21 protein-coding genes, 1 tRNA gene and 1 pseudogene are annotated in these 25,444 nt (G+C 64.1%); 19 read left to right on the forward strand and 4 right to left on the reverse strand.

Annotation, left to right across the window (positions count from 1 at the left end):
- The first annotated feature begins 49 nt into the window (after positions 1–49).
- The 5 genes from ACLEJW_RS19575 to ACLEJW_RS19595 all read left to right on the forward strand — a co-directional run bounded on the left by ACLEJW_RS19575 (position 50) and on the right by ACLEJW_RS19595 (position 5,438).
- Positions 50–1,339: an OprD family porin gene (locus tag ACLEJW_RS19575; RefSeq protein ID WP_440778073.1), complete on the forward strand. Its 1,290-nt coding sequence runs from the start codon at positions 50–52 to the stop codon at positions 1,337–1,339.
- A gap of 45 nt (positions 1,340–1,384) precedes the next feature.
- Complete coding sequence (locus ACLEJW_RS19580; protein WP_145187972.1) at positions 1,385–2,365, forward strand: Bug family tripartite tricarboxylate transporter substrate binding protein; 981 nt, start codon at positions 1,385–1,387, stop codon at positions 2,363–2,365.
- Positions 2,366–2,431: 66 nt separating this feature from the next.
- Entirely contained in the window at positions 2,432–2,890 is a 459-nt protein-coding gene (locus ACLEJW_RS19585; protein WP_145187975.1) for a tripartite tricarboxylate transporter TctB family protein, read from the forward strand.
- A 3-nt stretch (positions 2,891–2,893) separates the two neighbouring features.
- Positions 2,894–4,408 (forward strand): tripartite tricarboxylate transporter permease, encoded by a 1,515-nt coding sequence (locus ACLEJW_RS19590; protein ID WP_440778074.1) that lies wholly within the window; start codon positions 2,894–2,896, stop codon positions 4,406–4,408.
- Complete coding sequence (locus tag ACLEJW_RS19595; RefSeq protein ID WP_145187982.1) at positions 4,401–5,438, forward strand: AbrB family transcriptional regulator; 1,038 nt, start codon at positions 4,401–4,403, stop codon at positions 5,436–5,438. The genes ACLEJW_RS19590 and ACLEJW_RS19595 overlap by 8 nt, the downstream gene beginning before the upstream one ends.
- Positions 5,439–5,445: 7 nt before the next feature.
- On the opposite strand, the gene ung is transcribed toward ACLEJW_RS19595, so the two are convergent.
- Positions 5,446–6,138, reverse strand: coding sequence for a uracil-DNA glycosylase (ung, locus tag ACLEJW_RS19600; RefSeq protein ID WP_440778075.1), 693 nt, complete (start codon positions 6,136–6,138; stop codon positions 5,446–5,448).
- A 126-nt stretch (positions 6,139–6,264) separates the two neighbouring features.
- On the opposite strand from ung, the gene ACLEJW_RS19605 reads away from it, so the two are divergent.
- Positions 6,265–7,371 (forward strand): enoyl-CoA hydratase/isomerase family protein, encoded by a 1,107-nt coding sequence (locus ACLEJW_RS19605; protein WP_440778076.1) that lies wholly within the window; start codon positions 6,265–6,267, stop codon positions 7,369–7,371.
- 12 nt (positions 7,372–7,383) lie between these two features.
- On the opposite strand, the gene ACLEJW_RS19610 is transcribed toward ACLEJW_RS19605, so the two are convergent.
- The gene (locus tag ACLEJW_RS19610; protein WP_440778077.1) at positions 7,384–7,818 is read right to left on the reverse strand and encodes a hypothetical protein; all 435 of its coding nucleotides are present in this window, start codon (positions 7,816–7,818) and stop codon (positions 7,384–7,386) included.
- 212 nt (positions 7,819–8,030) lie between these two features.
- Here ACLEJW_RS19610 and ACLEJW_RS19615 point away from each other — a divergent pair, with 212 nt between their 5' ends.
- The 7 genes from ACLEJW_RS19615 (at position 8,031) to ACLEJW_RS19645 (ending at position 14,832) form a co-directional block, all read left to right on the forward strand.
- Positions 8,031–9,521, forward strand: a complete 1,491-nt coding sequence (locus ACLEJW_RS19615; protein WP_313294977.1) for a sensor domain-containing diguanylate cyclase — start codon at positions 8,031–8,033, stop codon at positions 9,519–9,521.
- Complete coding sequence (locus ACLEJW_RS19620) at positions 9,514–9,744, forward strand: cysteine-rich CWC family protein (protein WP_313294978.1); 231 nt, start codon at positions 9,514–9,516, stop codon at positions 9,742–9,744. Before ACLEJW_RS19615 ends, ACLEJW_RS19620 begins: the two co-directional genes overlap by 8 nt.
- Positions 9,745–9,774: 30 nt before the next feature.
- Positions 9,775–10,467, forward strand: a complete 693-nt coding sequence (locus tag ACLEJW_RS19625; RefSeq protein ID WP_313294979.1) for a pseudouridine synthase — start codon at positions 9,775–9,777, stop codon at positions 10,465–10,467.
- A gap of 333 nt (positions 10,468–10,800) precedes the next feature.
- Positions 10,801–11,688, forward strand: coding sequence for an alpha/beta fold hydrolase (locus ACLEJW_RS19630; protein ID WP_313294981.1), 888 nt, complete (start codon positions 10,801–10,803; stop codon positions 11,686–11,688).
- 137 nt (positions 11,689–11,825) lie between these two features.
- Positions 11,826–11,899 (forward strand) — tRNA-Gly (locus tag ACLEJW_RS19635).
- Positions 11,900–12,096: 197 nt separating this feature from the next.
- Entirely contained in the window at positions 12,097–13,785 is a 1,689-nt protein-coding gene (locus ACLEJW_RS19640; protein WP_440778078.1) for a SulP family inorganic anion transporter, read from the forward strand.
- A 45-nt stretch (positions 13,786–13,830) separates the two neighbouring features.
- On the forward strand, positions 13,831–14,832 hold the full coding sequence (locus ACLEJW_RS19645) for a DUF4917 family protein (protein ID WP_440778079.1): 1,002 nt from the start codon (positions 13,831–13,833) through the stop codon (positions 14,830–14,832).
- Between the two features lie 26 nt (positions 14,833–14,858).
- Here ACLEJW_RS19645 and ACLEJW_RS19650 read toward each other — a convergent pair whose 3' ends face one another.
- Entirely contained in the window at positions 14,859–16,073 is a 1,215-nt protein-coding gene (locus ACLEJW_RS19650) for a class I SAM-dependent methyltransferase (RefSeq protein WP_440778080.1), read from the reverse strand.
- 74 nt (positions 16,074–16,147) lie between these two features.
- Positions 16,148–16,771 carry a TPM domain-containing protein gene (locus ACLEJW_RS19655; RefSeq protein ID WP_440778081.1) on the reverse strand — a complete coding sequence of 208 codons (624 nt, stop codon included), beginning with the start codon at positions 16,769–16,771 and terminating at the stop codon, positions 16,148–16,150.
- 187 nt (positions 16,772–16,958) lie between these two features.
- On the opposite strand from ACLEJW_RS19655, the gene bglX reads away from it, so the two are divergent.
- The 6 genes and pseudogenes from bglX to ACLEJW_RS19685 all read left to right on the forward strand — a co-directional run bounded on the left by bglX (position 16,959) and on the right by ACLEJW_RS19685 (position 25,350).
- On the forward strand, positions 16,959–19,250 hold the full coding sequence (gene bglX / locus ACLEJW_RS19660; RefSeq protein WP_440778082.1) for a beta-glucosidase BglX: 2,292 nt from the start codon (positions 16,959–16,961) through the stop codon (positions 19,248–19,250).
- A gap of 84 nt (positions 19,251–19,334) precedes the next feature.
- On the forward strand, positions 19,335–21,092 hold the full coding sequence (locus ACLEJW_RS19665) for an ATP-binding protein (RefSeq protein ID WP_440778083.1): 1,758 nt from the start codon (positions 19,335–19,337) through the stop codon (positions 21,090–21,092).
- Positions 21,086–22,420, forward strand: a complete 1,335-nt coding sequence (locus ACLEJW_RS19670) for a sigma-54-dependent transcriptional regulator (RefSeq protein WP_313456949.1) — start codon at positions 21,086–21,088, stop codon at positions 22,418–22,420. Before ACLEJW_RS19665 ends, ACLEJW_RS19670 begins: the two co-directional genes overlap by 7 nt.
- Positions 22,421–22,661: 241 nt before the next feature.
- A complete protein-coding gene (locus tag ACLEJW_RS19675; protein ID WP_145188026.1) occupies positions 22,662–23,981 on the forward strand; it encodes an MFS transporter in 1,320 nt (439 codons plus the stop codon).
- A 434-nt stretch (positions 23,982–24,415) separates the two neighbouring features.
- Positions 24,416–24,622: pseudogene (locus tag ACLEJW_RS19680) on the forward strand (heme utilization protein); the annotation flags it as partial.
- Between the two features lie 122 nt (positions 24,623–24,744).
- Positions 24,745–25,350, forward strand: a complete 606-nt coding sequence (locus ACLEJW_RS19685; protein WP_440778084.1) for a flavin reductase family protein — start codon at positions 24,745–24,747, stop codon at positions 25,348–25,350.
- Positions 25,351–25,444 lie beyond the last annotated feature (94 nt).

Raw genomic sequence — 25,444 nt, forward strand, 5'->3', positions numbered from 1 at the left:
AAGCACCAACAAGGTGCAACGAATAAGAACAAGAAATGGAGTCATCCCGATGCTGTCAGCGCAGCTTCAGGCGTTCGCGCCTCGCCCTTCCCCATTCGCACGTCCATCGGCCATCGCCTGCGCCCTCGCAGCCGCCGGCACCGCCCCGTTGAGCCAGGCTGCCTTCCTTGACGACAGCACGGCCACCTTCGAAACCCGCAACATGTATTTCAATCGCGACTTTCGCGACGGCACCAGCGCGCAGCAGTCCAAGCGCGACGAATGGGCCCAGGGCTTCATGCTCAACTTCGAGTCAGGCTACACCGACGGCACCGTGGGCTTCGGCATCGATGCGCTGGGCATGCTCGGCATCAAGCTCGACTCCAGCCCCGACCGCACCGGCAGCGGCCTGCTGCCAACCCACGACGACGGCCGCGCCGCCGATGAATATTCGAAACTCGGCCTGACCGGCAAGGTCAAGGTGTCCAAGACCGAGCTGAAGATCGGCAGCCTCATTCCCGAACTGCCGACCTTGCAGCCCAACGACGGGCGCATCCTGCCGCAGACCTTCCAAGGCGGCTTGCTGACCTCCAAGGAGATCAAGGGCCTGACCTTCACCGGCGGGCGCCTGGACAAAGCCAAGGACCGCAACGACACCAACTGGGAAGACCTGGCGCTGAACAACAAGAACGGCCGCTTCGGTGGCACCTTCAGCGCCGATCACCTTGCCTTGGCAGGCCTCGACTACCAGTTCAGCGACCGTATCACCGGCAGCTATCACTTCGCCCAGCTCGACGATATCTACCGCCAGCACTTCATCGGCCTGCTCGCCACCCAGCCTTGGGGCCCAGGCGCCTTCGGCGCCGATGTGCGCCTGGCGGTCAGCGACGAGGCCGGCGCCGCCAAGGCCGGACGCATCGACAACACCTCGTTCAACACCCTGCTCAGCTACAGCCTCGGCGGGCACAAGGTCAGCGCCGCCTGGCAGCAGTTGTCCGGTGACAGCGCCTTCCCCTATATCGACGGCGCTGACCCGTACCTGGTCAACTTCGTGCAGATCAACGACTTCGCCGGCGCCGACGAGCGCTCCTGGCAAGCCCGCTACGACTACAACTTCGCCGCCTTGGGCATCCCCGGCCTGACCTTCATGACCCGCTACATCAGCGGCGACAACGTCAGCCGCGCCGCCGGTGGCGAGGGCAAGGAATGGGAACGCAACACCGAACTCAAGTACGTGGTACAAACCGGCCCGTTGAAAAACGTCGCCGTGCGCCTGCGCAACGCCACCTTCCGCTCGAACTTCGCTCGCGATGCCGACGAAGTGCGGGTCCTGGTCAGCTACAGCGTCGCGCTGTGGTAAGCCAACTGCGCTCACTCATAACAACAACGCTCACGGAGACTTTCAATGACCTTCTCACTGCGCCGCCTCGCCCTCGCCACCGGTTGCCTGCTGCTGGCAGGCAATGCCCTGGCGGCTGAACCGAAACGCCCTGAATGCATCGCTCCGGCCTCGCCAGGGGGCGGTTTCGACCTGACCTGCAAGCTGGTGCAAAGCGCCCTGGTGCAGGAAAAGATCCTCAGCAAGCCCATGCGCGTGACTTACATGCCAGGGGGTGTCGGTGCCGTGGCCTACAACGCCGTGGTGGCCCAGCGCCCTGCGGATGCCGGAACCCTGGTGGCGTGGTCCAGCGGCTCGCTGCTGAACCTGGCGCAAGGCAAGTTCGGCCGTTTCGATGAAAACGCGGTGAAGTGGCTGGCGGCCGTTGGCACCAGCTACGGCGCCATCGCGGTGAAGAGCGATTCCCCTTACAAAACCCTCGACGACCTGGTCGCCGCCCTGAAGAAAGACCCTGGCAGCGTGGTGATCGGTTCCGGCGGCACCGTTGGCAGCCAGGACTGGATGCAGACCGCGCTGATCGCCAAGGCCGCTGGCATCAACCCGCGCGACCTGCGTTACGTGGCCCTGGAAGGCGGCGGCGAGATCGCCACGGCGCTGATGGGTGGGCACATTCAGGTTGGCTCGACCGACATCTCCGACTCCATGCCACACATTCAGAGCGGCAACATGCGCATCCTTGCGGTGTTCGCGGAAAACCGCCTGCCGGAACCTGAGATGAAAGACATCCCCACCGCCAAGGAGCAGGGCTACGACATCGTTTGGCCGGTCGTGCGCGGCTTCTACCTGGGGCCGAAGGTCAGCGAAGAAGACTACGCCTGGTGGAAAGAGTCGTTCGACAAGATGCTGGCCTCCGACGACTTCGCCAAGCTGCGCGATCAGCGCGAGCTGTTCCCGTTCGCCATGACCGGTGCCGAGCTGGACGGCTACGTCAAGAAACAGGTCGCTGACTACAAGACCTTGGCCAAGGAATTCGGCCTGATCCAGTAAGCCACCCACGCGGTCCGCTCGTGCTGGGAGGTCCGCGTCTCGCCGACGAACAACGAGGATTTCTTGATGATCCTGCAACGCATCTTCGCCCTGGTGCTCCTGGCAGTGTGCGCGATCCTGGCCGTCATGGCCTGGCCCTATCAGGCCGCGTTTTCCTACGAACCGGTAGGCCCGCGCGCCTACCCCTTGCTGATGCTCGGCCTGATGAGCCTGGGCCTGTTGTACCTGGCCATCCGTCCGACGCCGATCGTGCGCAAGGACGACGAGCCAGAGCTCGACCGTGCCACGCTGATCAAGATCGCCGCCTGCGTCGGCCTGTTGCTGGTCTTTGCCGCCACCTTCGAAAGCCTGGGTTTCATCCTCAGCGCCGTTCTGGTCGGTATTCCCATGGCCCGGCTATACGGCGGCCGCTGGCTGCACAGCGCCATCGTGGTGGTGGGCATGAGCGTGTTCCTCTACTGGTTGTTCGACCGCGTCATGGACGTACCCCTGCCCCTCGGCCTGCTGAGCGTATTGGAGAACTGACACATGGATACCTTGAGCTACCTGGGCCAGGGCTTCGGCGTCGCCCTGTCCCCCTACAACCTGGTCACCGCCCTGTCGGGCACCTTGATCGGCACCGTGGTCGGCCTGTTGCCGGGCCTGGGCCCGATCAACGGCGTGGCCCTGCTGATCCCGATTGCCTTCGCCCTCGGCTTGCCGCCTGAATCGGCGCTGATCCTGCTGGCTGCGGTGTACCTGGGCTGCGAGTACGGCGGGCGGATCAGCTCGATTTTGCTGAACATCCCCGGCGAAGCCTCGACCGTGATGACCACCCTCGACGGCTACCCGATGGCGCGCCAGGGCCTGGCCGGTGTGGCCTTGTCGCTGTCGGCCTGGAGCTCGTTCATCGGCGCGCTCATCGCCACCTGCGGCATGGTGCTGTTCGCCCCGCTGCTGGCCAAATGGGCGATCGCTTTCGGGCCGGCCGAGTATTTCGTGCTGATGGTGTTCGCCATTGTCGCCCTCGGCGGCATGGCCGGTGACAAGCCGTTGAAGACCTTCATCGCCGCGCTGATCGGCCTGTTCCTCTCGGCGGTCGGCATCGATGCCAACAGCGGTGTGTACCGCTTCACCGGTGACAGCGTGCACATGGCCGACGGCATTCAGTTCGTGGTGCTGGTGCTGGGCCTGTTCTCGATCAGCGAAATACTGCTGCTGCTGGAAAAGACCCACCACGGCCACCAGGCGGTGAAAGCCACCGGGCGCATGTTGTTCAACTTCAAGGAAGCGGCCTCGGTATTCGTGGTCAACATCCGTTGCGGCCTGCTCGGCTTCATCATGGGCGTGCTGCCTGGTGCCGGTGCCACCCTGGCCAGCGCCGTGGCCTACATGACCGAGAAACGCCTGGCCGGTGACAGCGGCAAGTTCGGCAAGGGCGACGCCCGTGGCCTGGCCGCCCCGGAAACCGCCATCGGCGCCTCCTGCTGCGGCGCGCTGGTGCCCATGCTGACCCTCGGCGTCCCAGGTTCGGGTACCACGGCAGTCATGATCGGCGCCTTGACCCTGTACAACATCACCCCAGGCCCACTGCTGTTCGAACAGCAGCCGGACATCGTCTGGGGCCTGATCGCGTCGTTGTTCATCGCCAACATCATGCTGGTGATCCTCAATATCCCAATGATCCGCATCTTCACCCGCATCCTGGCCGTGCCGAACTGGGCGCTGGTGCCGGTGATCGCCATCATCACCGCGATCGGGGTGTACGCCGTGCACGCCACCACCTTCGACCTGTTCCTGATGGTTGGCATCGGCATCATGGGCTACATCCTGCGCAAGCTGGACTTCCCGCTGTCGCCGATCCTGCTCGGGTTCATCCTCGGTGGCCTGATGGAGCAGAACCTGCGCCGGGCGCTGTCGATCTCCAACGGCGAACTGGGCATTCTCTGGTCGAGCCCGATCAGCCTGTCGGTGTGGGGCGTGACCCTGTGCATGCTGGCCCTGCCGCTGCTGCGGATCTGGCGCAAGCGCAGTGCACAGCGCCGGGCCATGGCCGATGCCTGATCGGCACCTGCCGCTGTTCGTCGCGACCGGGCTGGTCGGCCTGGCTGGGGGTTATGCCGCCAGCCAGGTCGGCTGGCCGCTGCCGTGGATGGTCGGTGCGTTGCTGGCGATCATCCTGGTGCGCTGCCTGACCCCCTGGCAGCTGCCGGAAATTCCCAATGGCCGCAAATGCGGGCAATGCATCATCGGTATCGGTATCGGCCTGCACTTCACCCCTGCGGTGATCGAGCAGGTGGCCGAGCATTTCGCGCTGATTTTCTTCGGCGCCCTGTTCACCACGCTGTCCAGCGTGATCGGTGTGTGGCTGTTGCGGCGTACCGGCGAGGACCGCGCCACGGCGTTCTTCGCCAGCATGCCTGGCGGCTCGGGTGAAATGGTCAACCTGGGCGCGCGCAATGGCGCGGTGCTCAGCCAGGTCGCGGCGGCGCAGAGCCTGCGCGTGCTGGCGGTAGTACTGTGCATCCCGGCACTGTTCAAGTTCCTGCTCGGTGACGGCGTGGCGCTCAACCATACCGGCAGCGTCAGCTGGAGCTGGCTGGCGCTGATCGTGCCGCTGGGGGTGGCAATGGGCGTGCTCTGGCAGCGGCTGCGCCAGCCCAACCCATGGCTGTTCGGGCCATTGCTGGTGGCGGCATCGGTGAGCCTGGCGGGCGACTTGCAGATTGCCATGCCCAACGGTGCCAGCCAGATCGGTCAATGGCTGATCGGCAGCGGCCTGGCCTGTCACTTCAACCGCGCCTTCTTTCGCCGCGCGCCGTCGTTTCTCGGCCGCACGCTGGTGGCGACCGCCCTGTGCATGGCGGTCGCCGGCAGTGCCGCCTGGGCGCTCAGTGCGATGACCGCGCTGGACTTGCGCTCACTGACCCTGGGCATGATGCCTGGCGGCATCGCCGAGATGAGCCTGACCGCGGAAACCTTGCAACTGTCGGTGCCGCTGGTAACGGCGCTGCAGGTCATGCGCTTGTTGTTCGTGCTGTTTCTGGCCGAGCCGTTGTTCCGGGTCTGGAACGCTCGTTCACCCAACCGGTGACGGCATTTCAGAGCGGTGGCAGCGCCCAGTTGATCGGGGCCAGGCCACGCTGCTCGAGAAAGCCGTTGGCCCGGCTGAAGTGGCCACAGCCGAGAAACCCGCGATAGGCCGACAACGGCGACGGGTGCACCGATTTCAGCACCAGGTGCTTGGTACCGTCGATCAGCTTCTGCTTGCTCTGCGCATGGGCACCCCATAGCAGGAAGACCACGTTGGAGCACTGTTCGCTGACCACCTCGATGATCCGATCGGTGAAGAACTCCCAGCCTTTCTTGGCATGCGAGGCGGCGTTGGCGCGCTCCACGGTCATGGTCGTGTTGAGCAGCAATACGCCCTGCTCTGCCCAGCTCTGCAGGTAGCCGTGGTTGGCGATGGGGATGTTCAGGTCGCGGTGCAGCTCTTTGTAGATGTTGACCAGCGACGGCGGGGTCGGCACGCCAGGCTGCACCGAAAAGCACAGGCCATGGGCCTGACCGGGGCCGTGGTAAGGGTCCTGGCCGAGGATCACCACCTTCACCTCGGGCAACGGCGTGGAATTGAGCGCGTTGAAGATCAGCGGGCCCGGCGGGTAGATCTGCTTGCCGGCCGCATGTTCCCGGCGCAGGAACTCGCGCAGCTGGTGCATGTAGGGCTTGTCGAACTCTTCACGCAGTGCAGCTTTCCAGCTCGGCTCGAGTTTGATGCGGTCGTCGTCAGTCATGGGGCCATCCGTAATCGATGGCGCGACACTAGGTAAGGCGCATGCCCTTGTCAATCGATCCGACCGGCGACGGGCATGTTCGCCCAGGCGAGCCATACTTGCCTGATCACGTTCGCGAGGTACGCCATGGCTGTTCACTGCGAAGTACAGGTCGGCGCTGCTGGCGCCGGCATCGGCATCGCGACCCTCGATGCGCCACAATCACTCAATGCCTTGAACCTCTCGATGATCGAAAGCCTCGGCGAGCAGTTGCATAGGTGGGCCAAAGACCCGAGCGTGGTCTGCGTTTTGCTGCGCGGCACTGGCGCCAAAGCCTTCTGCGCCGGAGGCGATGTGCGCGCGCTGGCTCAGGCTTGCCGCGCCGAACCTGGCAGTGTGCCGGCCCTGGCGGCGAGTTTCTTCGCCGCCGAGTACTGCCTCGACTATCTGCTGCACACCTACCCCAAGCCACTGCTGTGCTGGGGCCACGGGCATGTGCTGGGCGGCGGCATGGGCTTGCTGCAAGGCGCTGGCATTCGCATCGTTACACCGAGCAGCCGCCTGGCGATGCCGGAAATCAGCATCGGTCTGTACCCGGACGTGGGCGCCAGCTGGTTCCTTGCGCGGCTGCCGGGCAAGCTGGGTCTGTTCCTCGGCCTGACCGGGGCGCCGATCAACGCCCGGGACGCCTTGGACCTGGGCCTGGCCGACCGTTTTCTGGGCGAGGAGCAACAGCCGGCGCTGCTCGACGAACTGCTGCAAATCAATTGGCAAGAGCAGACCGCACTGCAGCTCAACAGTTTGCTCAAGGCCGAGCAGCACAGCGCGTGGCAGCAGTTACCCGAAGGGCAATGGCTCAGCCGCCGCGCGCTGATCGACGAAGTGCTCGATGTCGCTGATGCAGCCGCTGCCTGGCGCGCCGTGACAGCCCTGAGAAAACATGCCGACCCGCTGCTGGCTGCGGCCGGGCAACGCCTGCAGGAAGGCTGCCCGCTGACCGCGCACCTGGTGTGGGAACAGCTCCGCCGAGCCCGACACTTGTCGCTGGGGCAGGTCCTGCAGCTGGAATACACCATCAGCCTCAATTGCTGCCGGCATCCGGAATTCAGCGAAGGCGTGCGTGCACGCCTGATCGACAAGGACAACCAGCCGCGCTGGCATTGGCCGGATATCAGTCACGTACCCGCGGCAGTGGTCGAGGCGCATTTCGCCACGCTCTGGCACGGGCCACACCCGCTTGCCGACCTGAGCTGATGGGCGCCGCGTCTAACGCTGCCAGTTACGATCCGGGCCACGCCCACGGTCCGGACGCCGCTCGTGCTCAGGGCGACCCTGCCAGTTGCCGTGCTGATAGCGCTGGCTGCCATCGCGATAGTCATGACGATCACGGTCTCGCCCATAGTCGTGACGCTGGCGATTGCCGTAGTCATAGCGTGGGTTACCGTGCCATTGATTCAGCCCAGGCCGTGGTTGCGGTCGGTAATAGGCCGGAGGCGCCGGGCGGTAGTAGCGTGGCGCCGGCTGATAGTAGTAGCGGGGCTGCGGCACCACGTGGTAACGATCCTGACGGTAATAGCCAGGCGTCACATAACGATCGCTGGTGTAATAACCCGAACGGTAGTGGCCACCGCCGCCGTAGTAAGGCGCACAGGCGGACGTCATGAGACCCAGCAGGGCGATCAACAGAATTCGATAGGACATGGCGGCCTCCCGGACCGCTGGGGTGCCCGCACAGCGACGCTGGCAAGCGCCGATGGAAATGCGTTCATCGGCACAGAATCAGACCATCGCGACAAGGTGCAGTGCCATTTCAGCAACAAATTGATACAGCTTCATATCACCCTGAAATACTTGCAGTCATTGCGGCGGTATCTCACTAGAATGGGCGCCTCGGCACACATCACGGGAAGATCATGCCCTCACGCTCCGCCCTGTTGTCACAGCGCTCGTTGATCGTCGCCCTGCTGCTGTTGCTGGCGTGCGGCTTCCTCGCCACTTCGCTGATCAGTTACTTCGCCTCGCGCAGTGCCATCCGCGATGGCATCGTCAACACCGAGTTGCCGCTGACCTCCGACACCGTCTATTCGGAAATCCAGAAGGACCTGATCCGCCCGGTGCTGATTGCCTCGATGATGGCTCAGGACACCTTCCTGCGCGACTGGGTGCTGGCCGGCGAGCAGGACACTGCACGCATCACCCGGTTTCTCGGCGAAGTCGTGGGCAAGCAGGACATCTTCACCTCGTTCTTCGTCTCCGAGCGTAGCCTCACCTACTACCAGGCCAAGGGCGTGCTCAAGCAGGTGCGGGCCGACAGCTGGCGCGACGCCTGGTATTTTCGCCTGCGCCAGATGGAGTCGCCGTACGAGATCAACGTCGACGTCGACATGGCCAATCAAGACAGCCTGACGGTGTTCATCAACTACCGCGTGCTGGATTACCAGCAGCGCTTCATCGGCGCTGCCGGGGTAGGGCTGAGCGTGGACGCGGTGGTCAAGCTGATCGACACCTATCAGCGCCGCTACCAGCGCTCGGTGTTTTTCATCGATGCCGAAGGCAAGGTCATCCTGACCGGTTCCGATGGCGGTCCCCATGGCCTCAAGGGCGGCGAGCCACTGGCCGAAAATGCCGATCTGCGCGGCTTGCTGGCGCAGCGGCCAGTGCCGAGCCAGGGCAGCCATGAGTACAAGGACAGCCAGGGCCACAGCCATTTCCTCAACGTGCGCCACTTGCCGGAACTGGACTGGTACCTGCTGGTGGACAAACGCGAAGGCGGCGCGCTGGACCGCATTCGCCAATCGTTGTACCTGAACCTGGCGATCTGCGCGATGATCACCCTGGTGGTGCTGTCGCTGCTCAATGGCATGCTCAGGCGCCACCACCTGAGCACCGAAGCGCTGGCCACCCTCGATACCCTTACCGGCCTGCCCAATCGGCGCAGCTTCGACCTGCTGGCGGCCCAGGCCCTGCTCGCGGCGCAACGCGACAACGCGCCGCTGGTGGCGTTGCTGATTGACCTGGACCATTTCAAGGTGCTCAACGATACCCACGGCCATCTTGCCGGTGACGAGGTTTTGCGCCAGTTCGCCAATGTGCTGCAGGGCAGCTTGCGCCAATCGGATGTCCTGTGTCGTTGGGGTGGCGAGGAGTTCGTGGTGTTGCTGCGCGAAGTGCAAGGGCGCCAAGCGATCGATGTGGCCGAAAAAATTCGTCGCCGCACCGAGCAACTGACGTTCAGCCATGACCAGCGAGCGCTGCGCTTGACCGCCAGCATCGGCTTGAGCGCCTTGCAGCCAGGCGATAGCCTGCACACATTGCTCAGCCGCGCTGATCGCGCGCTGTACCGGGCCAAGCAGGCGGGCCGTAACCGCGTCTGCAGCGAAGCGACGGAACCGACCCATGAATGACAGCCAGCATTGCCCGGCCTGCGGCGCGCCCAACCAGTGCAGCCTGGCCGACCCGAAGCGGGCGACACAAGCGTGCTGGTGCTACGGCGTAAGCATCGATCCGGCGGTGCTCCAGGCCTTGCCCGAGGCACTGCGTGACAAAGCCTGTTTGTGCCCGCGCTGCGCTGCGGTACTCGACCAGTTGCCCGACCAGGGTGCGGCGGGGGCTGACGAAAACCGCTAGACTGCGCGCCCGTCCCTCCCTGTTGCTGCCATGCGTCTCGATCGCTTTCTCGCCAACCAGCCCTGCTACAACCGTCAGCAAGTCCGCCTGCTGCTGGCACAACAGCGGGTGCGCGTGGATCATCGCGTGACCACCGATCCGGTTGCCCAGGTCAGTCAATTCAGCCGCGTCGAGGTCGACCAGCTGCTGCTGCAGGCCGGCCGCCCGCCGCGCTACCTGATGCTGCACAAGCCCAGTGGCTGCGTAAGCGCCACCCATGATCCACAGCACCCTACCGTGCTGGATTTGCTGCCCGATGAACTACGTGACGATCTGCACATCGCCGGACGCCTTGATTTCAACACCACCGGTTTGATGATCCTGACCAACGATGGGCAATGGTCGCGGCGCCTGACCCAGCCGAGCACCAAGCTGCCCAAGCACTACCTGGTCGACACCGAAGATGACATTGGCGCGCACTACGTGGCACGTTTTCAAGAAGGCTTCTACTTCGCCTTCGAAGGCCTCACCACGCAACCTGCCCAGCTGGATATCCTCGGCCCTCGCCGGGCGCGCCTGGCCATCGTCGAGGGTCGCTACCATCAGGTCAAACGCATGTTCGGTCACTTCGACAATAAAGTGATCGGCCTGCACCGCGAGCGCATGGGCACGATCCACCTCGATCCCGCCCTGCAGCCTGGGCAGTTCCGGGCATTGACCGCCGAGGAAATCGCCTCGGTGTGAGGCCAGGTTCTCGGGCTCGCGACCGTTGGGCGCCTGGGCCCTGATATCTGCGCCAGCGGCACTTGCGAGAATGCGGCGCCACTGCTTGACTGCTAATTCGTCAGTCTGCGAGTGACCACTCGGTCACGCCCGCCAGCCTCGACACTTTTTGCCGGCCACCCAAAGCCCAGATGCCTTGGGGCACGGCAGATTGCCCGCCACAACAACATCGTCGACACGCGTGCCAAGGATCGACACAGGGCCCTGCGATTCATTCAGGCGCTTGCCTACCTGTCATAAAGAACGTGCACCCTAGGTGACGCGATTACCCTTTTTGCGCCAGGAGTCGATGACATGAGGCCAGAAATCGCTGTACTTGATATCCAAGGTCAGTATCGGGTTTACACGGAGTTCTATCGCGCGGAGGCGGCCGAGAAGACGATCATCCTGATCAACGGCTCGCTGGCCACCACCGCCTCGTTCGCCCAGACGGTGCGCAACCTGCACCCCCAGTTCAACGTGGTGTTGTACGACCAGCCCTATGCCGGCAAGTCCAAGGCCCATAACCGCCAGCAACGATTGATCAGCAAAGAGGAAGAGGCGCTGATTCTGCTCGAACTGATCGAGCGTTTCAGCTGCGACCACGTGATGTCGTTTTCCTGGGGCGGCGCCTGCACGCTTTTGGCCCTGGCGCATCAGCCGCGGCAGGTGAAGACGGCGGTGGTCAGTTCGTTCTCGCCCGTGATCAACGCGCCGATGCGTGACTATCTGGAGCGCGGCTGCCAGTACCTGGCGGCGTGCGACCGCTACCAGGTCGGCAACCTGGTCAACGACACCATCGGCAAGCACCTGCCGTCGCTGTTCAAACGCTTCAATTACCGGCACGTGAGCAGCCTGGACAGCCATGAGTACGCGCAGATGCATTTCCACATCGAGCAAGTACTGCAGCGCGACCTTGAACGGGCCTTGACTGGCGCGCGCAACATTGCGATTCCGGTGCTGTTCGTCAACGGCGAGCGCGACGAGTACACCACCGTCGAAGACGCCCGGCAGTTCGGCAAGCATGTGGGCAATAGCCAGTTCAGCGTAATCCGTAACGCGGGCCATTTCCTGGACATGGAAGGCAAGTCTGCCTGCGATGCCACCCGCGACGCCGTGCTGGGCTTTCTCAAGCCTGCACCTCGCGGGCAACGAAAGCGTGCCTACCATTACCCGCAGGGCAATCATGCAATGGCACTGTGAACCCATCGGCGCCGAGTAACCCTGAGGTTACCGGCCGCCACGGTTAAATGCGCTTGCTCGCCGCTTGGAGATTGCAGCTTTTTTAGAACCCGGGCTTCTAATCCAGGCCAGGTTCTGGTAAAAAGTCCAACGCAAACGCGGGTATAGTTTAGTGGCAAAACGAAAGCTTCCCAAGCTTTAGTTGAGGGTTCGATTCCCTCTACCCGCTCCACACATTGCAAGTCCCGCCTGGTGTTCGTGCAACGCCCGCGCTGTCAAAAGGAGCCCATGGCTCCTTTTTTCGTTTCTGCGCCTTTCATTGATATGGCCCATGGCCGCCATCTGCCGACTCGCCGTATAGTCGCCCGCAGGCAAGGCCCTCGCCGCCGTTTGCCCCATGGACCTGGAAACCTCATCGAAGGACGACGCATGTTGCTTGCCCGTTGCCTCCCCGGCCTGGCCAATCTCCTCCACTACCGCCGCGAGTGGCTGCAGGCCGACCTGCAGGCCGGGCTGTCGGTGGCCGCCATTCAGATTCCCATCGCCATCGCCTACGCGCAGATCGTCGGCCTGCCGCCGCAGTACGGTCTATACGCCTGCATCTTGCCGATGATCGTCTACGCCTTGATTGGCAGCTCGCGTCAGTTGATGGTCGGCCCTGACGCGGCCACCTGCGCAATGATCGCCGGGGCCGTGGCGCCGCTGGCGATGGGCGATGTTCAGCGCATCGCCGAGCTGTCGGTGATCGTCACCGTGCTGGTGGGGCTGATGTTGATCGTCGCCGGGCTGGCCCGCGCCGGCTTCATTGCCAGTTTCTTTTCCCGGCCGATCCTGATCGGCTACCTCAACGGTATCGGCCTGAGCCTGATTGCCGGGCAGCTGTCCAAAGTGGTGGGTTTCACGATCGAGGGCGACGGCTTCGTGCTCAGCGTGATCGATTTCTTCGAGCGCCTGCCGGAGATTCACGGGCTGACCCTACTGATCGGCAGCCTGGCGCTCGGCCTGCTGATCTGGCTGCCGCGCCGCTATCCACGGCTGCCCGCTGCGCTGGTCACGGTCGCGCTGTTCACCGTGCTGGTCGGCCTGTTCGGCCTGGACCGATTTGGCCTAGCCATTCTCGGGCCGGTGCCGGCCGGCATGCCTGAGCTGGCCTGGCCGCACAGCGACCTTGCGCAAACCAAGAGCCTGCTGCGCGATGCCTTAGGCATCGCGACCGTCAGTTTCTGCAGCGCCATGCTCACTGCGCGCAGCTTCGCCGCGCGCCACGGTTATGCGATCAACGCCAACCACGAGTTCGTCGCGCTCGGGGTCAGCAACCTGGCGGCTGGGCTGTCCCAAGGTTTCGCCATCAGCGGCGCCGACTCGCGGACCGCGGTCAACGACATGGTCGGGGGCAAGAGCCAGTTGGTCGGCATCATCGCAGCGCTGGTCATCGCCCTGATCCTGCTGCTGTTCACCGCACCGATGGCGTGGATCCCGCAAGCCGCCTTGGGCGCGGTACTGTTGATGGCCGGCTGGGGCTTGATCGACATGCGCTCGCTGCGTCATATCAGGCGCCTGAGCCGCTTCGAGTTCTGGTTGTGTCTGCTGACCACGGCCGGCGTCCTGGGCCTGGGCGTTCTGCCCGGCATCGTGTTCGCCGTGACCCTGGCCATCCTGCGCCTGCTCTACACCATCTACCAGCCGACCGACGCCGTGCTCGGTTGGCTGCCCGGCACCGAAGGGCAAGTCGACATCCGCAAGCATGACGACGCGCGCACCGTGCCAGGCCTGGTGGTCTACCGCTTCGATGACGCGATCCTGTTCTTCAATGCCGACTATTTCAAGATGCGCTTGCTCGAGGCCGTGCAGCGCGACGCCCAGCCCCGCGCCGTACTGTTCGACGCCGAAGCGGTGAGCAGTATCGATGTGACCGGCATCGCCGCCCTGCGTGAAGTGCGCGACACCCTGGCGGCGCGCGGCATTCACTTCGCCATCGCTCGCGCCCGTGGACGGTTCCTGCGCATGCTGGTGCGCTCGGGGCTGGCCCGGGAAATGGAAGACACCTCGTTGTTCGGCTCGGTGCGCGCCGGGATCCGGGCCTATCGGGTATGGCGCAACAGGCAGCCTGGCGCATGACATGCTAAAGTCCCGCCGTTTACCGCACCATCGACCGGACCGCCCATGCCAGCTCTCGACGCCCACCTCGCCTCATGGCCAGACCTGAACCAGCGCCACCCCTGCACCGCCCTGCTGCTGGGCAATGGCGCCAGCCGGGCACTGTGGAAACCGTTCGGCTATTTCTCGCTGTTCGAGCAAGCCCAGCGCGGCGGGCGCAAGAAAGGCCTGGCCATCAGCGACCAGGCACTGTTCAAGTCATTGGGCACCGAGCTGTTCGAGCCGGTGTTGAGCACGCTCAACCATACCGTGCGCGCCAACGCCGCCCTGGCGATCAATTCTACCGCGCCGCTGAACCGCTACTACTCGATCAAGGAAGGGTTGATCCACGCCGTGCGCACGCTGCACCTGCCGTGGTCGCTGCTCCCCGCCGCCACCTTGCAGGCGATCAACCTGGCCTTGCGCGACTACCGTAGCGTCTATACCAGCAATTACGACCTGATCCTGCCGTGGGCCATGCAGCAGCAGCCGCAGGGCTTTGCCGAGCTGTTCGACGAGCAGGGTTTCTTCGATGTCCGCCGGACCCAAGGCCAAGGCACCCGCGTGCTGCACCTGCATGGCGGCCTGCACCTGCTGAAACTGCCCGACGCCAGTACCCGGCAACGTAGCGCCGTGGGCGGCGAGTTACTCGACGGCTTCGCCGTGAACGTTCCAGGTGAGGTGCCGTTGTTCGTCAATGAAGACCGCAGCGAGGAAAAACTGCGCGCGATCCGCAACTCCGACTACCTGGCGTGGTGCCTGGGGGAATTGGCCAGCGAGCGCCAGGGCATCTGCCTGTTCGGCCAGCACCTGGACAGCAGCGACCAGCACCTGCTGGAAGCCATGCGCCAGGCCCGGCCTGCGTACCTGTCGATCGCGATCCGGCCGTTGCATGAGGCTTCGGTGCTGAATCAGAAGCGACACTTCATCGAGCGGTTCGCCGACATGAGCGGGACCGCGCTGCATTTCTTCGATGCCAGCACGCACCCGCTGGGTGTGCAAGGGTTGGCGATCGACGCCCCCGACTGACCGCTCCTCGACGGACCGCTAGCGGGTCAGATCAAGCTGTCCGCCCGCAACAACGTTTCAAGACAATGCTCCTGCACGCCGTAGAATCCTTTGAGCTGGGCGATTTTCTCCAGCAGCGCGGTGTTGTCAGCGGCCTGTCGCCGCTTGACCGCCAAAATCATCTTGTTCTTGTTGGTGTGCTCGAGGGAGATGAACTCGAACACCTTGGTCTCGTAGCCGCAGGCTTCGAGGTACAGCGCGCGCAGGCTGTCGGTGAGCATCTCGGCCTGCTGGCCCAGGTGCAGGCCGTATTGCAACATCGGCTGCAGCAGACCGGGGCTGTGCAGTTGCGGGCGGATCTGCTTGTGACAGCATGGCGAGCACATGATGATCGCGGCATTGCAGCGGATGCCGGTATGGATGGCGTAGTCGGTGGCCACATCGCAGGCATGCAGGGCGATCATCACCTCGATCGCTTCGGGCACCACGCTGCGCACATCGCCGCAGAGAAACTCAAGGCCCGGGTGCTCCAGGCGGCCGGCGGCCGCGTTGCACAGCTCGACCATGTCCTGGCGCAACTCCACGCCCATCACCTTCGCTTCACGGCCCAGGCTGTTGCGCAGGTAGTCGTGCATGGCGAAGGTCAGGTAGCCTTTGCCAGAGCCGAAGTCGGCCACGCGCAGCGCCTGGCCGGCCGCTACCGGGGCATTGGCCAGGGCGTGGTCGAAGACTTCGATGAACTTGTTGATCTGCTTCCATTTGCGCGACATCGCCGGGATCAACGCGCCTTGCCCATCGGTCACGCCGAGGTCGCGCAGGAACGGGCGCGACAGGTCCAGGTAGCGTTTCTTCTCGCGGTCGTGGGCGGCAGTCGCGGCCACCTCACGCGGCGCCTGGGCGCCGTGGCGCTGCAGCATCGGCTTGCCCTTCTTGCTGAACGCCAGCTGCACCTCGCCGTCCGCGTCGAACAGATGAGCGTTGCGAAAGCTCGCCGGCAACAGTTCGGCCACCAGCGCCTCGGCCTGCTCCAGCGCGACGTTGCGGGTAATGTCGCGGGTCTGGTGGCGATAGACCAGTGACAAGTGCGGCTGGCCCTTGACCTGCAACGGCTTGGCGATGATGCGCTGCAAGGTCTCGTCGGCCCCGACGTGGCGCGCCAGCACCAACTTGATCAAGGTATTACCGTGCAGGGCCGCGCTCAGCACTTTGAGGAACTGAGCGCGGGCATCCGGCGCAGAGGTGGCGGAAGGACTGGCTGACATAAAAAGCGGGTGCCTCGGATAACAGGAAGCGCGTTGCGCAATGGTCGGCATTCTACACCCCCGCGGCACAGCCTTCAGTCGAGAATCACCAGACGGTTGGGCAGCTCGATGCGGTCGGGCATGTGGCTACGCGGCAAGCGTTCGCCCAGCAGCTCGCCGCACGCCTCGATGCACTCGACGAAGCCTGGCAGGGTCTGCCCGCAGCGCACCCGCTCAAGCAACCGCGCAGCGAGCAACCTTCGGGCATGGCGATCAAGGTGGGCGTCGATGCGCTGGCCCACGAGGATCTGCACATGCTGCTCAGCTTCGGCGACGAAGATCAGAACCCCTGCGCCCTGCGCGCCGGTGCCTAGGTGCTGCTCGCGAAACTGCTGGCGCGCCAGGCCCGTCGCGCGCCACCGGCGCAGCGCGCCGGGGATCAGCCAGCTGGCCAGGCGTGGGCTGCGCAGCAGCAGGCACGAGCCGATGAACAGCAGTACGTTGCTCACCAACAGGGCGCGCCCGCTGGGCCAGCCGCACGCGAGGTAGAGCAGGCCAGGCACGGCCAGGGCCAGCAGCGCGGCGCAGAACAGCGGCAGGTAGGCGTAGTCGTCGGCGCGTCGCGCCAGCACGGTCACCAGCTGGGCGTCGGTACGCCGTTCAACGCGGGCGATGGCTTCGGCCACCTGCCGACGTTGATAGTGGTCAAGGGGGGTCATGCCTTGGTTCTCTTCAGCGTTCTTATAGTTGTTGTCCCGGCATTCGGGTGCTCCTCCGCCACCGACATATTCAGGCATAATCGGCCGCTGGAAGCATGACCCGCGAATCGTACAACAATAGCCGCCTGAAAACTTCGGCCGCGCGCGTATCTTCGTGGATACGGCACACGCCTCGAACATGGAATCGATGATGAAACTGTCTCTGCTGGGCCTGGCCATGGGCCTCGCCAGCCAGGCGGCCCTCGCCGCCCCGATCGCCCCGCCCCTGCAGGACAAGCAGGCTTTCATCGAGCATCTGATCAGCCAGATGAACGAAGCCGAAAAGATCGGCCAATTGCGCCTGATCAGCATCGGCCCGGAAATGCCCCACGAAAAGATCCGCGAAGAAATCGCGGCCGGGCGCATCGGCGGCACGTTCAACTCGCGCACCGCGCCGGAAAACCGGCCGATGCAGGATGCTGCCATGCGCAGCCGCCTGAAGATCCCGATGTTCTTCGCCTACGACACCATCCACGGCGAGCGCACCATCTTCCCCATCGGCCTGGGCTTGGCCGCCACCTGGGACATGGACGCCATCGCCAAGGTCGGCCGTACCTCGGCCATCGAAGCCTCGGCCGACGCCCTGGACATGACCTTCGCGCCGATGGTCGACATCGCCCGCGATCCGCGCTGGGGCCGCACCAGTGAAGGGTTTGGCGAAGACACCTACCTGACCGCGAAGATCGGTCAGGTGATGGTGCGCTCGTTCCAGGGCAGCAGCCCGGCCAATCCCGACAGCATCATGGCCATCGTCAAGCACTTCGCCTTGTACGGGGCGGTAGAAGGCGGGCGCGACTACAACACGGTCGATATGAGCCTGCCGAAGATGTACAACGACTACCTGCCGCCCTACCGCGCCGCGCTCGATGCCGGGGCTGGCGGGGTGATGGTGGCGCTCAACTCCATCAACGGTGTACCGGCCACCTCCAACACCTGGCTGATGAACGATCTGCTGCGCAAGCAGTGGGGGTTCAAGGGCGTGACCATCAGCGACCACGGCGCCATTCAGGAGCTGATCCGCCATGGCGTCGCCCGCGACGGCCGCGAGGCGGCCAAACTGGCGATCAAGGCCGGTATCGACATGAGCATGAACGACACCCTGTACGGCCAGGAGCTGCCAGGGCTGCTCAAGTCTGGCGAGGTCACCGAGCAGGAACTGAACCAGGCCGTTCGCGAAGTGCTTGGGGCCAAGTACGACATGGGCCTGTTCAAGGACCCGTACGTGCGCATCGGCAAGGCCGAAACCGACCTCGAGGATTACTACGGCGAAGACCGCCTGCATCGCCCGGCTGCCCGCGATGTGGCGCGGCGCAGCCTGGTGCTGCTGGAAAACAAGCAGCAGACCCTGCCGCTGAAGAAGGCCGGCACCATCGCCCTGGTCGGGCCGCTGGCCGACGCGCCGATCGACATGATGGGCAGCTGGGCCGCCGATGGCAAACCGATGCACTCGGTCACCGTACGCGAAGGCTTGCGCCGCGCGCTCGAAGGCAAGGCCGAACTGCTCTTCGCCAAAGGTGCCAACGTCACCGGCGACAAGGCGATACTCGATTACCTGAACTTCCTCAACTTCGATGCACCGGAAATCGTCGACGACCCGCGCCCTGCGGCGGTGCTGATCGACGAGGCGGTCAAGGCCGCGCAAAAAGCCGATGTGGTGGTGGCCGTGGTCGGTGAGTCGCGGGGCATGTCGCACGAATCGTCGAGCCGCACCACCCTGGAAATCCCGGCCAGCCAGCGCGCGTTGATCAAGGCGCTGAAGGCCACCGGCAAGCCGCTGGTGCTGGTCCTGATGAACGGCCGGCCACTGTCGCTGGCCTGGGAGCGTGAGCAGGCCGATGCCATGCTGGAAACCTGGTTCGCTGGCACCGAGGGCGGCAACGCCATCGCCGATGTGCTGTTCGGTGACTACAACCCTTCGGGCAAGCTGGCCATCACCTTCCCGCGCTCGGTGGGGCAGATCCCGATGTACTACAACCACACGCGCATCGGCCGGCCCTACACCCCAGGCAAGCCTGGCAACTACACGTCGCAGTACTTCGAAGAATCGAACGGCCCGCTGTATCCATTCGGCTACGGCTTGAGCTATAGCAGCTTCGAGCTGTCGGACCTGACCCTGTCGGCCCAGGACCTCAAGCGGGGCGACACCCTGCAGGCCAACGTCACGGTGAAGAATACCGGCAAGCTTGCAGGCGAGACGGTGGTCCAGCTGTACCTGCAGGATGTGTCGGCATCGATGAGCCGCCCGGTCAAGGAGCTGAAGAACTTCCAGAAACTGCTGCTCGAGCCTGGTGAGTCACGCACCTTGAGCTTCCGCATCAGCGAGGATGACTTGAAGTTCTACAATGGCCAGCTGCAGCGGGTGGCCGAACCTGGCGAGTTCACCGTCCAGGTCGGCCTGGATTCCGAGGCGGTGCAACAGAAAAGCTTCGAACTGCTGTAACCGCTTGGTCGCCCCTTCCGGCCTCGGCGCGGGCTTGCGCGCGAAGAGGCCGGCACTCAATCGCCTTGATCCGGACCTGCCCCAATGCCCTTTTCCTTTCGCGCCCTGCGTCTGGGGCTGATCACCCTGCTGATCGTGCTGGGTACCGTGCTCAGCGCCGGCTGGGCCATGCACCAGGCCAAGCGCCAGGCCATGGAAGAGGACGCGCGCCGCGCCAGTCAGCAGCTGACGCTCTACGCCACGGCTCTGCACACGCTGATCGATCGCTACCGCGCGCTGCCGGCGGTACTGGCGCTGGACCCGGAACTCATCGCGGCGCTGCGTGGGCCGGTCAGCGAGCAACAGCAACATGCGCTGAACCTCAAGCTCGAACGCATCAATGGCGCGGCCAATTCTTCGACCCTGGAGCTGCTCGACCGTACCGGGCTGGCGGTGGCCGCCAGCAACTGGCGCCTGCCGACGACCTACGTCGGTTCCAACTATGGCTTTCGGCCTTACTTCAAGCAGACCCGCAGCCAAGGTTCGGGCCGCTTCTACGCCGTTGGCGTGACCAGTGGCGTGCCAGGTTATTTCCTGTCCAGTGCAGTGAAGGATGAGCAGGGTCGCTTTCTCGGGGCCATGGTGGTCAAGCTCGAATTCCCCGAGCTTGAGCGCGAATGGCGCCAGGGCAGCGACATCCTGCTGGTCAGCGACGCCCGTGGCATCACCTTCATCGCCAATCAGGACGGCTGGCGCTACCGTGAGCTGCAACCGCTGAGCGCTGCCGATCGCGCGGAGCTGGCGCAAACCCGCCAATACGACAAGCAGCCCCTGGTGCCCCTGCATCCGCAAATCCTCACCCGCTTCGCCAACAACAGTTACCTGAGCCGGGTGAGCGGCCCTGAGGGCAGCGTCGAGTACCTCTGGGAGAGCCTGCCCCTGCAGAGCGAAGACTGGACCCTGCACCTGCTGCGCAAACCCCAGGTCCAGGCCGCCGGGCGCAACGCTGCACTGGGGGCCGCCGCGGTGTGGCTGAGCCTGGTGTTCGCGGGGCTGTTCATCAGCCAGCGGTTGCGCCTGGCGCGCTTGCGCCAGCGCAGCCGCGAACAGCTCAAACGCCAGGTCGAGGAGCGTACCCGCGAGCTGCGCACGGCCCAGGAAGGCCTGGTGCAGTCGGCCAAGCTGGCCGCCCTGGGGCAGATGTCGGCCGCCATGGCCCACGAAATCAACCAACCGCTGACCACCCAGCGCATGCAGCTGGAAACCTTGCGCCTGCTGCTCGATCATGGCCGTTACGACGAGGCGCGCCAGGCCCTGGAGCCGCTCGAGCAGATGCTCACGCGAATGGCCGCGCTGACCAGCCACCTGAAGACCTTCGCCCGCAACAGCCCGGGCGGTCTGCGCGAGCGCCTGGACCTCGCCAGCGTGGTCGACCAGGCCCTGCACCTGCTCGAGACGCGCATACGCGCCGAAGCCGTCGAGGTCGCGTTGTACCTGGCGCGTCCGGCCTGGGTCCGCGGCGACGCGATTCGCCTCGAGCAAGTGTTGATCAACCTGCTGCGCAATGCCTTGGACGCCATGGCCGACAAGCGCTACAAGCGTCTTGAAGTGCGCATCGAACCCGATGGGCAACAGTGGCGCCTGAGCGTGCTGGATTCCGGCGGCGGCATTGCCGACGCGCATCTGGGCAAGGTCTTCGACCCATTCTTCACCACCAAACCGGTGGGCGAAGGCCTGGGCCTGGGCCTGGCGATTTCCTATGGCATCATCGCCGAGGCCGGTGGCCTGCTGCATGCCGAAAACGTGCCGGGCGGCGCCCGGCTGATTCTGACCCTGCCGCAAGACCAGGAGCCCGTATGTTGAATTCGGTGATCGTCGTCGATGACGAGGCCAGCATCCGCAGTGCGGTCGAGCAGTGGTTGAGCCTGTCAGGCTTCAACGTGCAGGTGTTCGCCCGCGCCGAAGACTGCCTGGCACAGCTGCCCGCCCACTTCGCCGGGGTGATCATCAGCGATGTGCGCATGCCTGGCATGGACGGCCTGCAGCTGCTGGCACGCGTGCAAGCCGAAGATGCCGATCTGCCAGTCATTTTGCTGACCGGCCACGGGGACGTGCCGATGGCCGTTGAGGCGATGCGCAACGGGGCCTATGACTTTCTGGAAAAGCCCTTCACCCCGCAGCACCTGCTGGGCAGCCTGCGCCGGGCGCAGGAGAAACGCCAGCTGGTCCTGGAGAACCGCCGCCTGCATGAGCAGGCCGATCTCAAATCGCGCCTGGAGGCGACCTTGCTGGGCATGTCCACCGGCATGCAGCAGCTGCGCCAGCAGGTGCTGGACCTCGCCGGCCTGCCCGTCAATGTCCTGATCCGTGGCGAAACCGGCAGTGGCAAGGAACGTGTCGCGCGCTGCCTGCATGACTTCGGGCCACGTGCCACCAAGCCGTTCGTGGCGCTCAATTGCGCAGCCATTCCCGAAGCGCTGTTCGAGGCCGAGCTGTTCGGTCACGAAAGCGGTGCCTTCACCGGCGCCCAAGGCAAGCGCATCGGCAAGCTGGAATATGCCAACGGCGGTACGCTGTTTCTCGATGAGATCGAAAGCATGCCCCTGGCCCAGCAAGCCAAGCTGTTGCGGGTGATTCAGGAGCAGAAGCTCGAGCGCCTGGGTGCCAACCAGAGCATCAGCGTCGACCTGCGGATCATCGCCGCGACCAAGCCGGACCTGCTCGAAGAGGCCCGCGCCGGGCGCTTTCGCGAGGACCTTGCCTACCGCCTGAACGTGGCTGAATTGCGTTTGGCGCCCTTGCGTGATCGACGTGAAGACATCCCCCTGTTGTTCGAACACTTCGCCCGCGCCGCTGCGGACAAACTGGCGCGCAGCGCGCCTGCGCTCTCGGCGCCGCAGCTGGCGCAACTGCTGACCCATGACTGGCCAGGCAACGTCCGCGAGCTGGCCAATGCCGCCGAACGGCATGCCCTGGGGTTGGGCCTGTCGAATATCGAGGTCGTCCCTGCCGGACAGTCCCTGGCCGAGCAAATGGAAGCGTTCGAGGCACAATGCCTGCGCGCGGCACTGCGTCAGCACGGTGGTGAAATCAAGGCGGTGATGGAGGCGTTGCAGCTGCCTCGGCGCACGCTCAATGAAAAGATGCAGCGCCATGGCTTATCGCGCGAGACATTCATCGGCGCCCAATAGGCGGAAATCCGCTTATTGATCATGCTGGATAGGCGTAAAACCGCTTACCGTAAGTGGACGCTGCCGGCGCTACACCGCCCTTTGCGGGCACACGCCTTGCGCAGAGGCCTGCAGGCTGGGGCTTCGAGGTGCAGAGGCCCTCGTTTGGAGCGCCCTGCACCCATTTGGCACACCTTCTGCACTGGGCTTGGCAAGCTGCGCCCTGGCGCGCTCTCACAACAACAACGAGAAGGTATCCCTGATGGATAACGCCACCACCCTGCCAAGCGGGGCGGCCGCCACGCCGACCGCTGAAAGAACCACCGCCAGCCGCCTCAAGTCGATCTTCAGCGGCTCGATCGGCAACATGGTCGAATGGTACGACTGGTACGTCTACGCCGCATTCTCGCTCTACTTCGCCAAAGCCTTCTTCCCGGCAGGCGACTCCACTGCACAACTGCTCAACACCGCCGCGATCTTCGCCGTGGGCTTCTTGATGCGCCCGATTGGCGGCTGGTTGATGGGCATGTATGCCGACCGCAAAGGCCGCAAGGCCGCGCTGATGGCCTCGGTGTTGCTGATGTGCGCAGGCTCGCTGGTGATCGCCCTGACCCCAGGTTATGAAACCATTGGCGTGGCGGCGCCGATCCTGCTGGTGATCGCGCGCCTGATGCAGGGCCTGTCGGTGGGTGGCGAATACGGCACTTCAGCCACTTACCTGAGCGAGATGGCGAGCAAGGAGCGTCGTGGCTTCTTCTCCAGCTTCCAGTACGTGACGCTGATCTCCGGCCAGCTCATCGCCCTGGCCGTGCTGATCGTGCTGCAACAGACCCTGACCACCGAGCAGCTGTATGCCTGGGGCTGGCGCGTACCGTTCGTGATCGGCGCACTGTGCGCCGTGGTGGCCCTGTACCTGCGGCGCGGCATGGAAGAAACCGCCTCGTTCACCAAGAAGGAAAAGGCCAAGGAAAGCCTGATGCGCACCCTGATGCGCCACCCCAAGGAACTGTTGACCGTGGTCGGCCTGACCATGGGCGGCACCCTGGCCTTCTACACCTACACCACCTACATGCAGAAGTACCTGGTCAACACGGTGGGCATGAGCATCAGCGACTCGACCACCATCTCGGCCGCCACGCTGTTCCTGTTCATGTGCTTGCAGCCCCTGGTCGGCGGGTTGTCCGACAAGATCGGCCGGCGCCCGATCCTGATCGCCTTCGGCGTACTGGGAACCCTGTTCACCGTACCGATCCTCAGCACCCTGCACACCATCCAGACTTGGTGGGGCGCGTTCTTCCTGATCATGGCAGCACTGATCATCGTCAGCGGCTACACCTCGATCAATGCCGTGGTGAAAGCCGAACTGTTCCCCACTGAAATCCGTGCCCTGGGCGTAGGCCTGCCCTATGCACTGACCGTATCGATCTTCGGGGGTACGGCAGAGTACGTGGCCCTGTGGTTCAAGAGCGTCGGCATGGAGAGTGGCTTCTACTGGTACGTGACCGGCTGCATCGCCTGCTCGCTGCTGGTGTACGCGACCATGAAGGACACCAAGCAGCACTCGCGAATCACCACTGACTAAGGCTGGTCAGGGCTGAAAAACGACAGGGCGTTTCCAGCGATGGGACGCCCTTTTTGTTCAGCCCTGGAAAACAGTGGCATCAATGGCTTTTCCCAGTTGCGGAAGGCGTTCTGAGCAAACCGATACTGGTCGCTAATTGCGCAATGAAGCACCCAGGCAGGTGATCTTGACATCACCCCATGGCTTCCCTGACCCAAGCGGGCCGGTGTCTTAACGCGCTATTAATTTCCCATGTGCACTCTGCACTGCATGGCGCAGACCGGCGGTATGCACGATCCATCGAGTCCAACTCGCCTGCCGTTTTTCCCTGATCAGCGCCATTTATAATCGAATAAATAGATCAATAGGCGCGAGTATTTGCGCTTTTTAATCGCATTAATGGGCGTAACCTTAATCCCATCAAGCCATTTCAACCCTCTACAGGAGCAATCCTCATGAAAAGCAAACTGATCCTCACCGTTGCCCTTTCCGTTCTTGCTACGGGCGCATTTGCCGAAGACGGCTTTGACCGAACCAATGCCCATTCTTTCGCCACAACCCAGAGCCAATCGGCGAACTATGCCGAAGATGGCTTCGATCGCACCAACGCGCAGCGCTTTGCCGAAGACGGTTTCGACCGCACCCATGCCCATCGCCTCAGCTGAGCACTGCTGCAAGCAACCCAGCCCGGCATTAGCCGGGCGTGAGCGTATCCAGGCGCGCCCGGGCTTGGCACACTAGGCACCTCGTCAACCAGGAGGTAGGGCCAGCAAGCCCAGCACTCATGTACTACTACGAACCCGCCAAAGGCCACGGCCTGCCCCACGACCCCTTCAACGCCATCGTCGGCCCACGGCCGATCGGCTGGATTTCTTCGCAGGACCGCGAAGGACGCTTGAATCTGGCGCCCTACAGCTTCTTCAACGCCTTCAACTATATTCCGCCGATCATCGGCTTCTGCAGCGTCGGGCGCAAAGACAGCTTGAACAATATCGAGCAGACCGGTGAGTTCGTGTGGAATCTTGCCACCCGCCCTTTGGCCGAGCAGATGAACCAAAGCTGCGCCGCGGTGGGGCCCGAGGTCAGCGAATTCGAATTGAGCGGCCTGAGCGCAGCACCCTCGCGCGTGGTCTGCGTGCCGCGAGTCGGCGAAACACCGGTCGCCTTCGAGTGTAAGGTCAGCCAGATCGTCCAGCTCAAGCGCGCCGATCAGGCACTGGTACCCAGCTGGCTGATCCTCGGGGAAGTGGTAGCGGTGCACATTGCCGAGCACCTGCTCAAGGACGGCATCTACGACACCGCAGCTGCCGAGCCGATTCTGCGGGGCGGCGGCCCGGCCGACTATTTCGAGCTGGGCACCCTGTTCAAGATGGCGCGGCCGCAGGGCTGATCACCAGATCAACTCGCCCTCGGCGCTGACGCCCTGCAGGCGTTGCAGTTCTGGGGGGGGGGGGGGGGGGGGGGGGGGGGGGGGGGGGGGGGGG

Source organism: Pseudomonas sp. SMSB3 (assembly GCF_052041965.1).
Lineage (GTDB): Bacteria > Pseudomonadota > Gammaproteobacteria > Pseudomonadales > Pseudomonadaceae > Aquipseudomonas.

Bases quoted from the DNA above. Each gene is read 5' to 3' on its own strand.
- ACLEJW_RS19575 (WP_440778073.1), top strand. From the start codon at position 50: ATGCTGTCAGCGCAGCTTCAGGCGTTCGCGCCTCGCCCTTCCCCATTC.
- ACLEJW_RS19580 (WP_145187972.1), top strand. From the start codon at position 1,385: ATGACCTTCTCACTGCGCCGCCTCGCCCTCGCCACCGGTTGCCTGCTG.
- ACLEJW_RS19585 (WP_145187975.1), top strand. From the start codon at position 2,432: ATGATCCTGCAACGCATCTTCGCCCTGGTGCTCCTGGCAGTGTGCGCG.
- ACLEJW_RS19590 (WP_440778074.1), top strand. From the start codon at position 2,894: ATGGATACCTTGAGCTACCTGGGCCAGGGCTTCGGCGTCGCCCTGTCC.
- ACLEJW_RS19595 (WP_145187982.1), top strand. From the start codon at position 4,401: ATGCCTGATCGGCACCTGCCGCTGTTCGTCGCGACCGGGCTGGTCGGC.
- ung (WP_440778075.1), bottom strand. From the start codon at position 6,138: ATGACTGACGACGACCGCATCAAACTCGAGCCGAGCTGGAAAGCTGCA.
- ACLEJW_RS19605 (WP_440778076.1), top strand. From the start codon at position 6,265: ATGGCTGTTCACTGCGAAGTACAGGTCGGCGCTGCTGGCGCCGGCATC.
- ACLEJW_RS19610 (WP_440778077.1), bottom strand. From the start codon at position 7,818: ATGTCCTATCGAATTCTGTTGATCGCCCTGCTGGGTCTCATGACGTCC.
- ACLEJW_RS19615 (WP_313294977.1), top strand. From the start codon at position 8,031: ATGCCCTCACGCTCCGCCCTGTTGTCACAGCGCTCGTTGATCGTCGCC.
- ACLEJW_RS19620 (WP_313294978.1), top strand. From the start codon at position 9,514: ATGAATGACAGCCAGCATTGCCCGGCCTGCGGCGCGCCCAACCAGTGC.
- ACLEJW_RS19625 (WP_313294979.1), top strand. From the start codon at position 9,775: ATGCGTCTCGATCGCTTTCTCGCCAACCAGCCCTGCTACAACCGTCAG.
- ACLEJW_RS19630 (WP_313294981.1), top strand. From the start codon at position 10,801: ATGAGGCCAGAAATCGCTGTACTTGATATCCAAGGTCAGTATCGGGTT.
- ACLEJW_RS19640 (WP_440778078.1), top strand. From the start codon at position 12,097: ATGTTGCTTGCCCGTTGCCTCCCCGGCCTGGCCAATCTCCTCCACTAC.
- ACLEJW_RS19645 (WP_440778079.1), top strand. From the start codon at position 13,831: ATGCCAGCTCTCGACGCCCACCTCGCCTCATGGCCAGACCTGAACCAG.
- ACLEJW_RS19650 (WP_440778080.1), bottom strand. From the start codon at position 16,073: ATGTCAGCCAGTCCTTCCGCCACCTCTGCGCCGGATGCCCGCGCTCAG.
- ACLEJW_RS19655 (WP_440778081.1), bottom strand. From the start codon at position 16,771: ATGACCCCCCTTGACCACTATCAACGTCGGCAGGTGGCCGAAGCCATC.
- bglX (WP_440778082.1), top strand. From the start codon at position 16,959: ATGATGAAACTGTCTCTGCTGGGCCTGGCCATGGGCCTCGCCAGCCAG.
- ACLEJW_RS19665 (WP_440778083.1), top strand. From the start codon at position 19,335: ATGCCCTTTTCCTTTCGCGCCCTGCGTCTGGGGCTGATCACCCTGCTG.
- ACLEJW_RS19670 (WP_313456949.1), top strand. From the start codon at position 21,086: ATGTTGAATTCGGTGATCGTCGTCGATGACGAGGCCAGCATCCGCAGT.
- ACLEJW_RS19675 (WP_145188026.1), top strand. From the start codon at position 22,662: ATGGATAACGCCACCACCCTGCCAAGCGGGGCGGCCGCCACGCCGACC.
- ACLEJW_RS19685 (WP_440778084.1), top strand. From the start codon at position 24,745: ATGTACTACTACGAACCCGCCAAAGGCCACGGCCTGCCCCACGACCCC.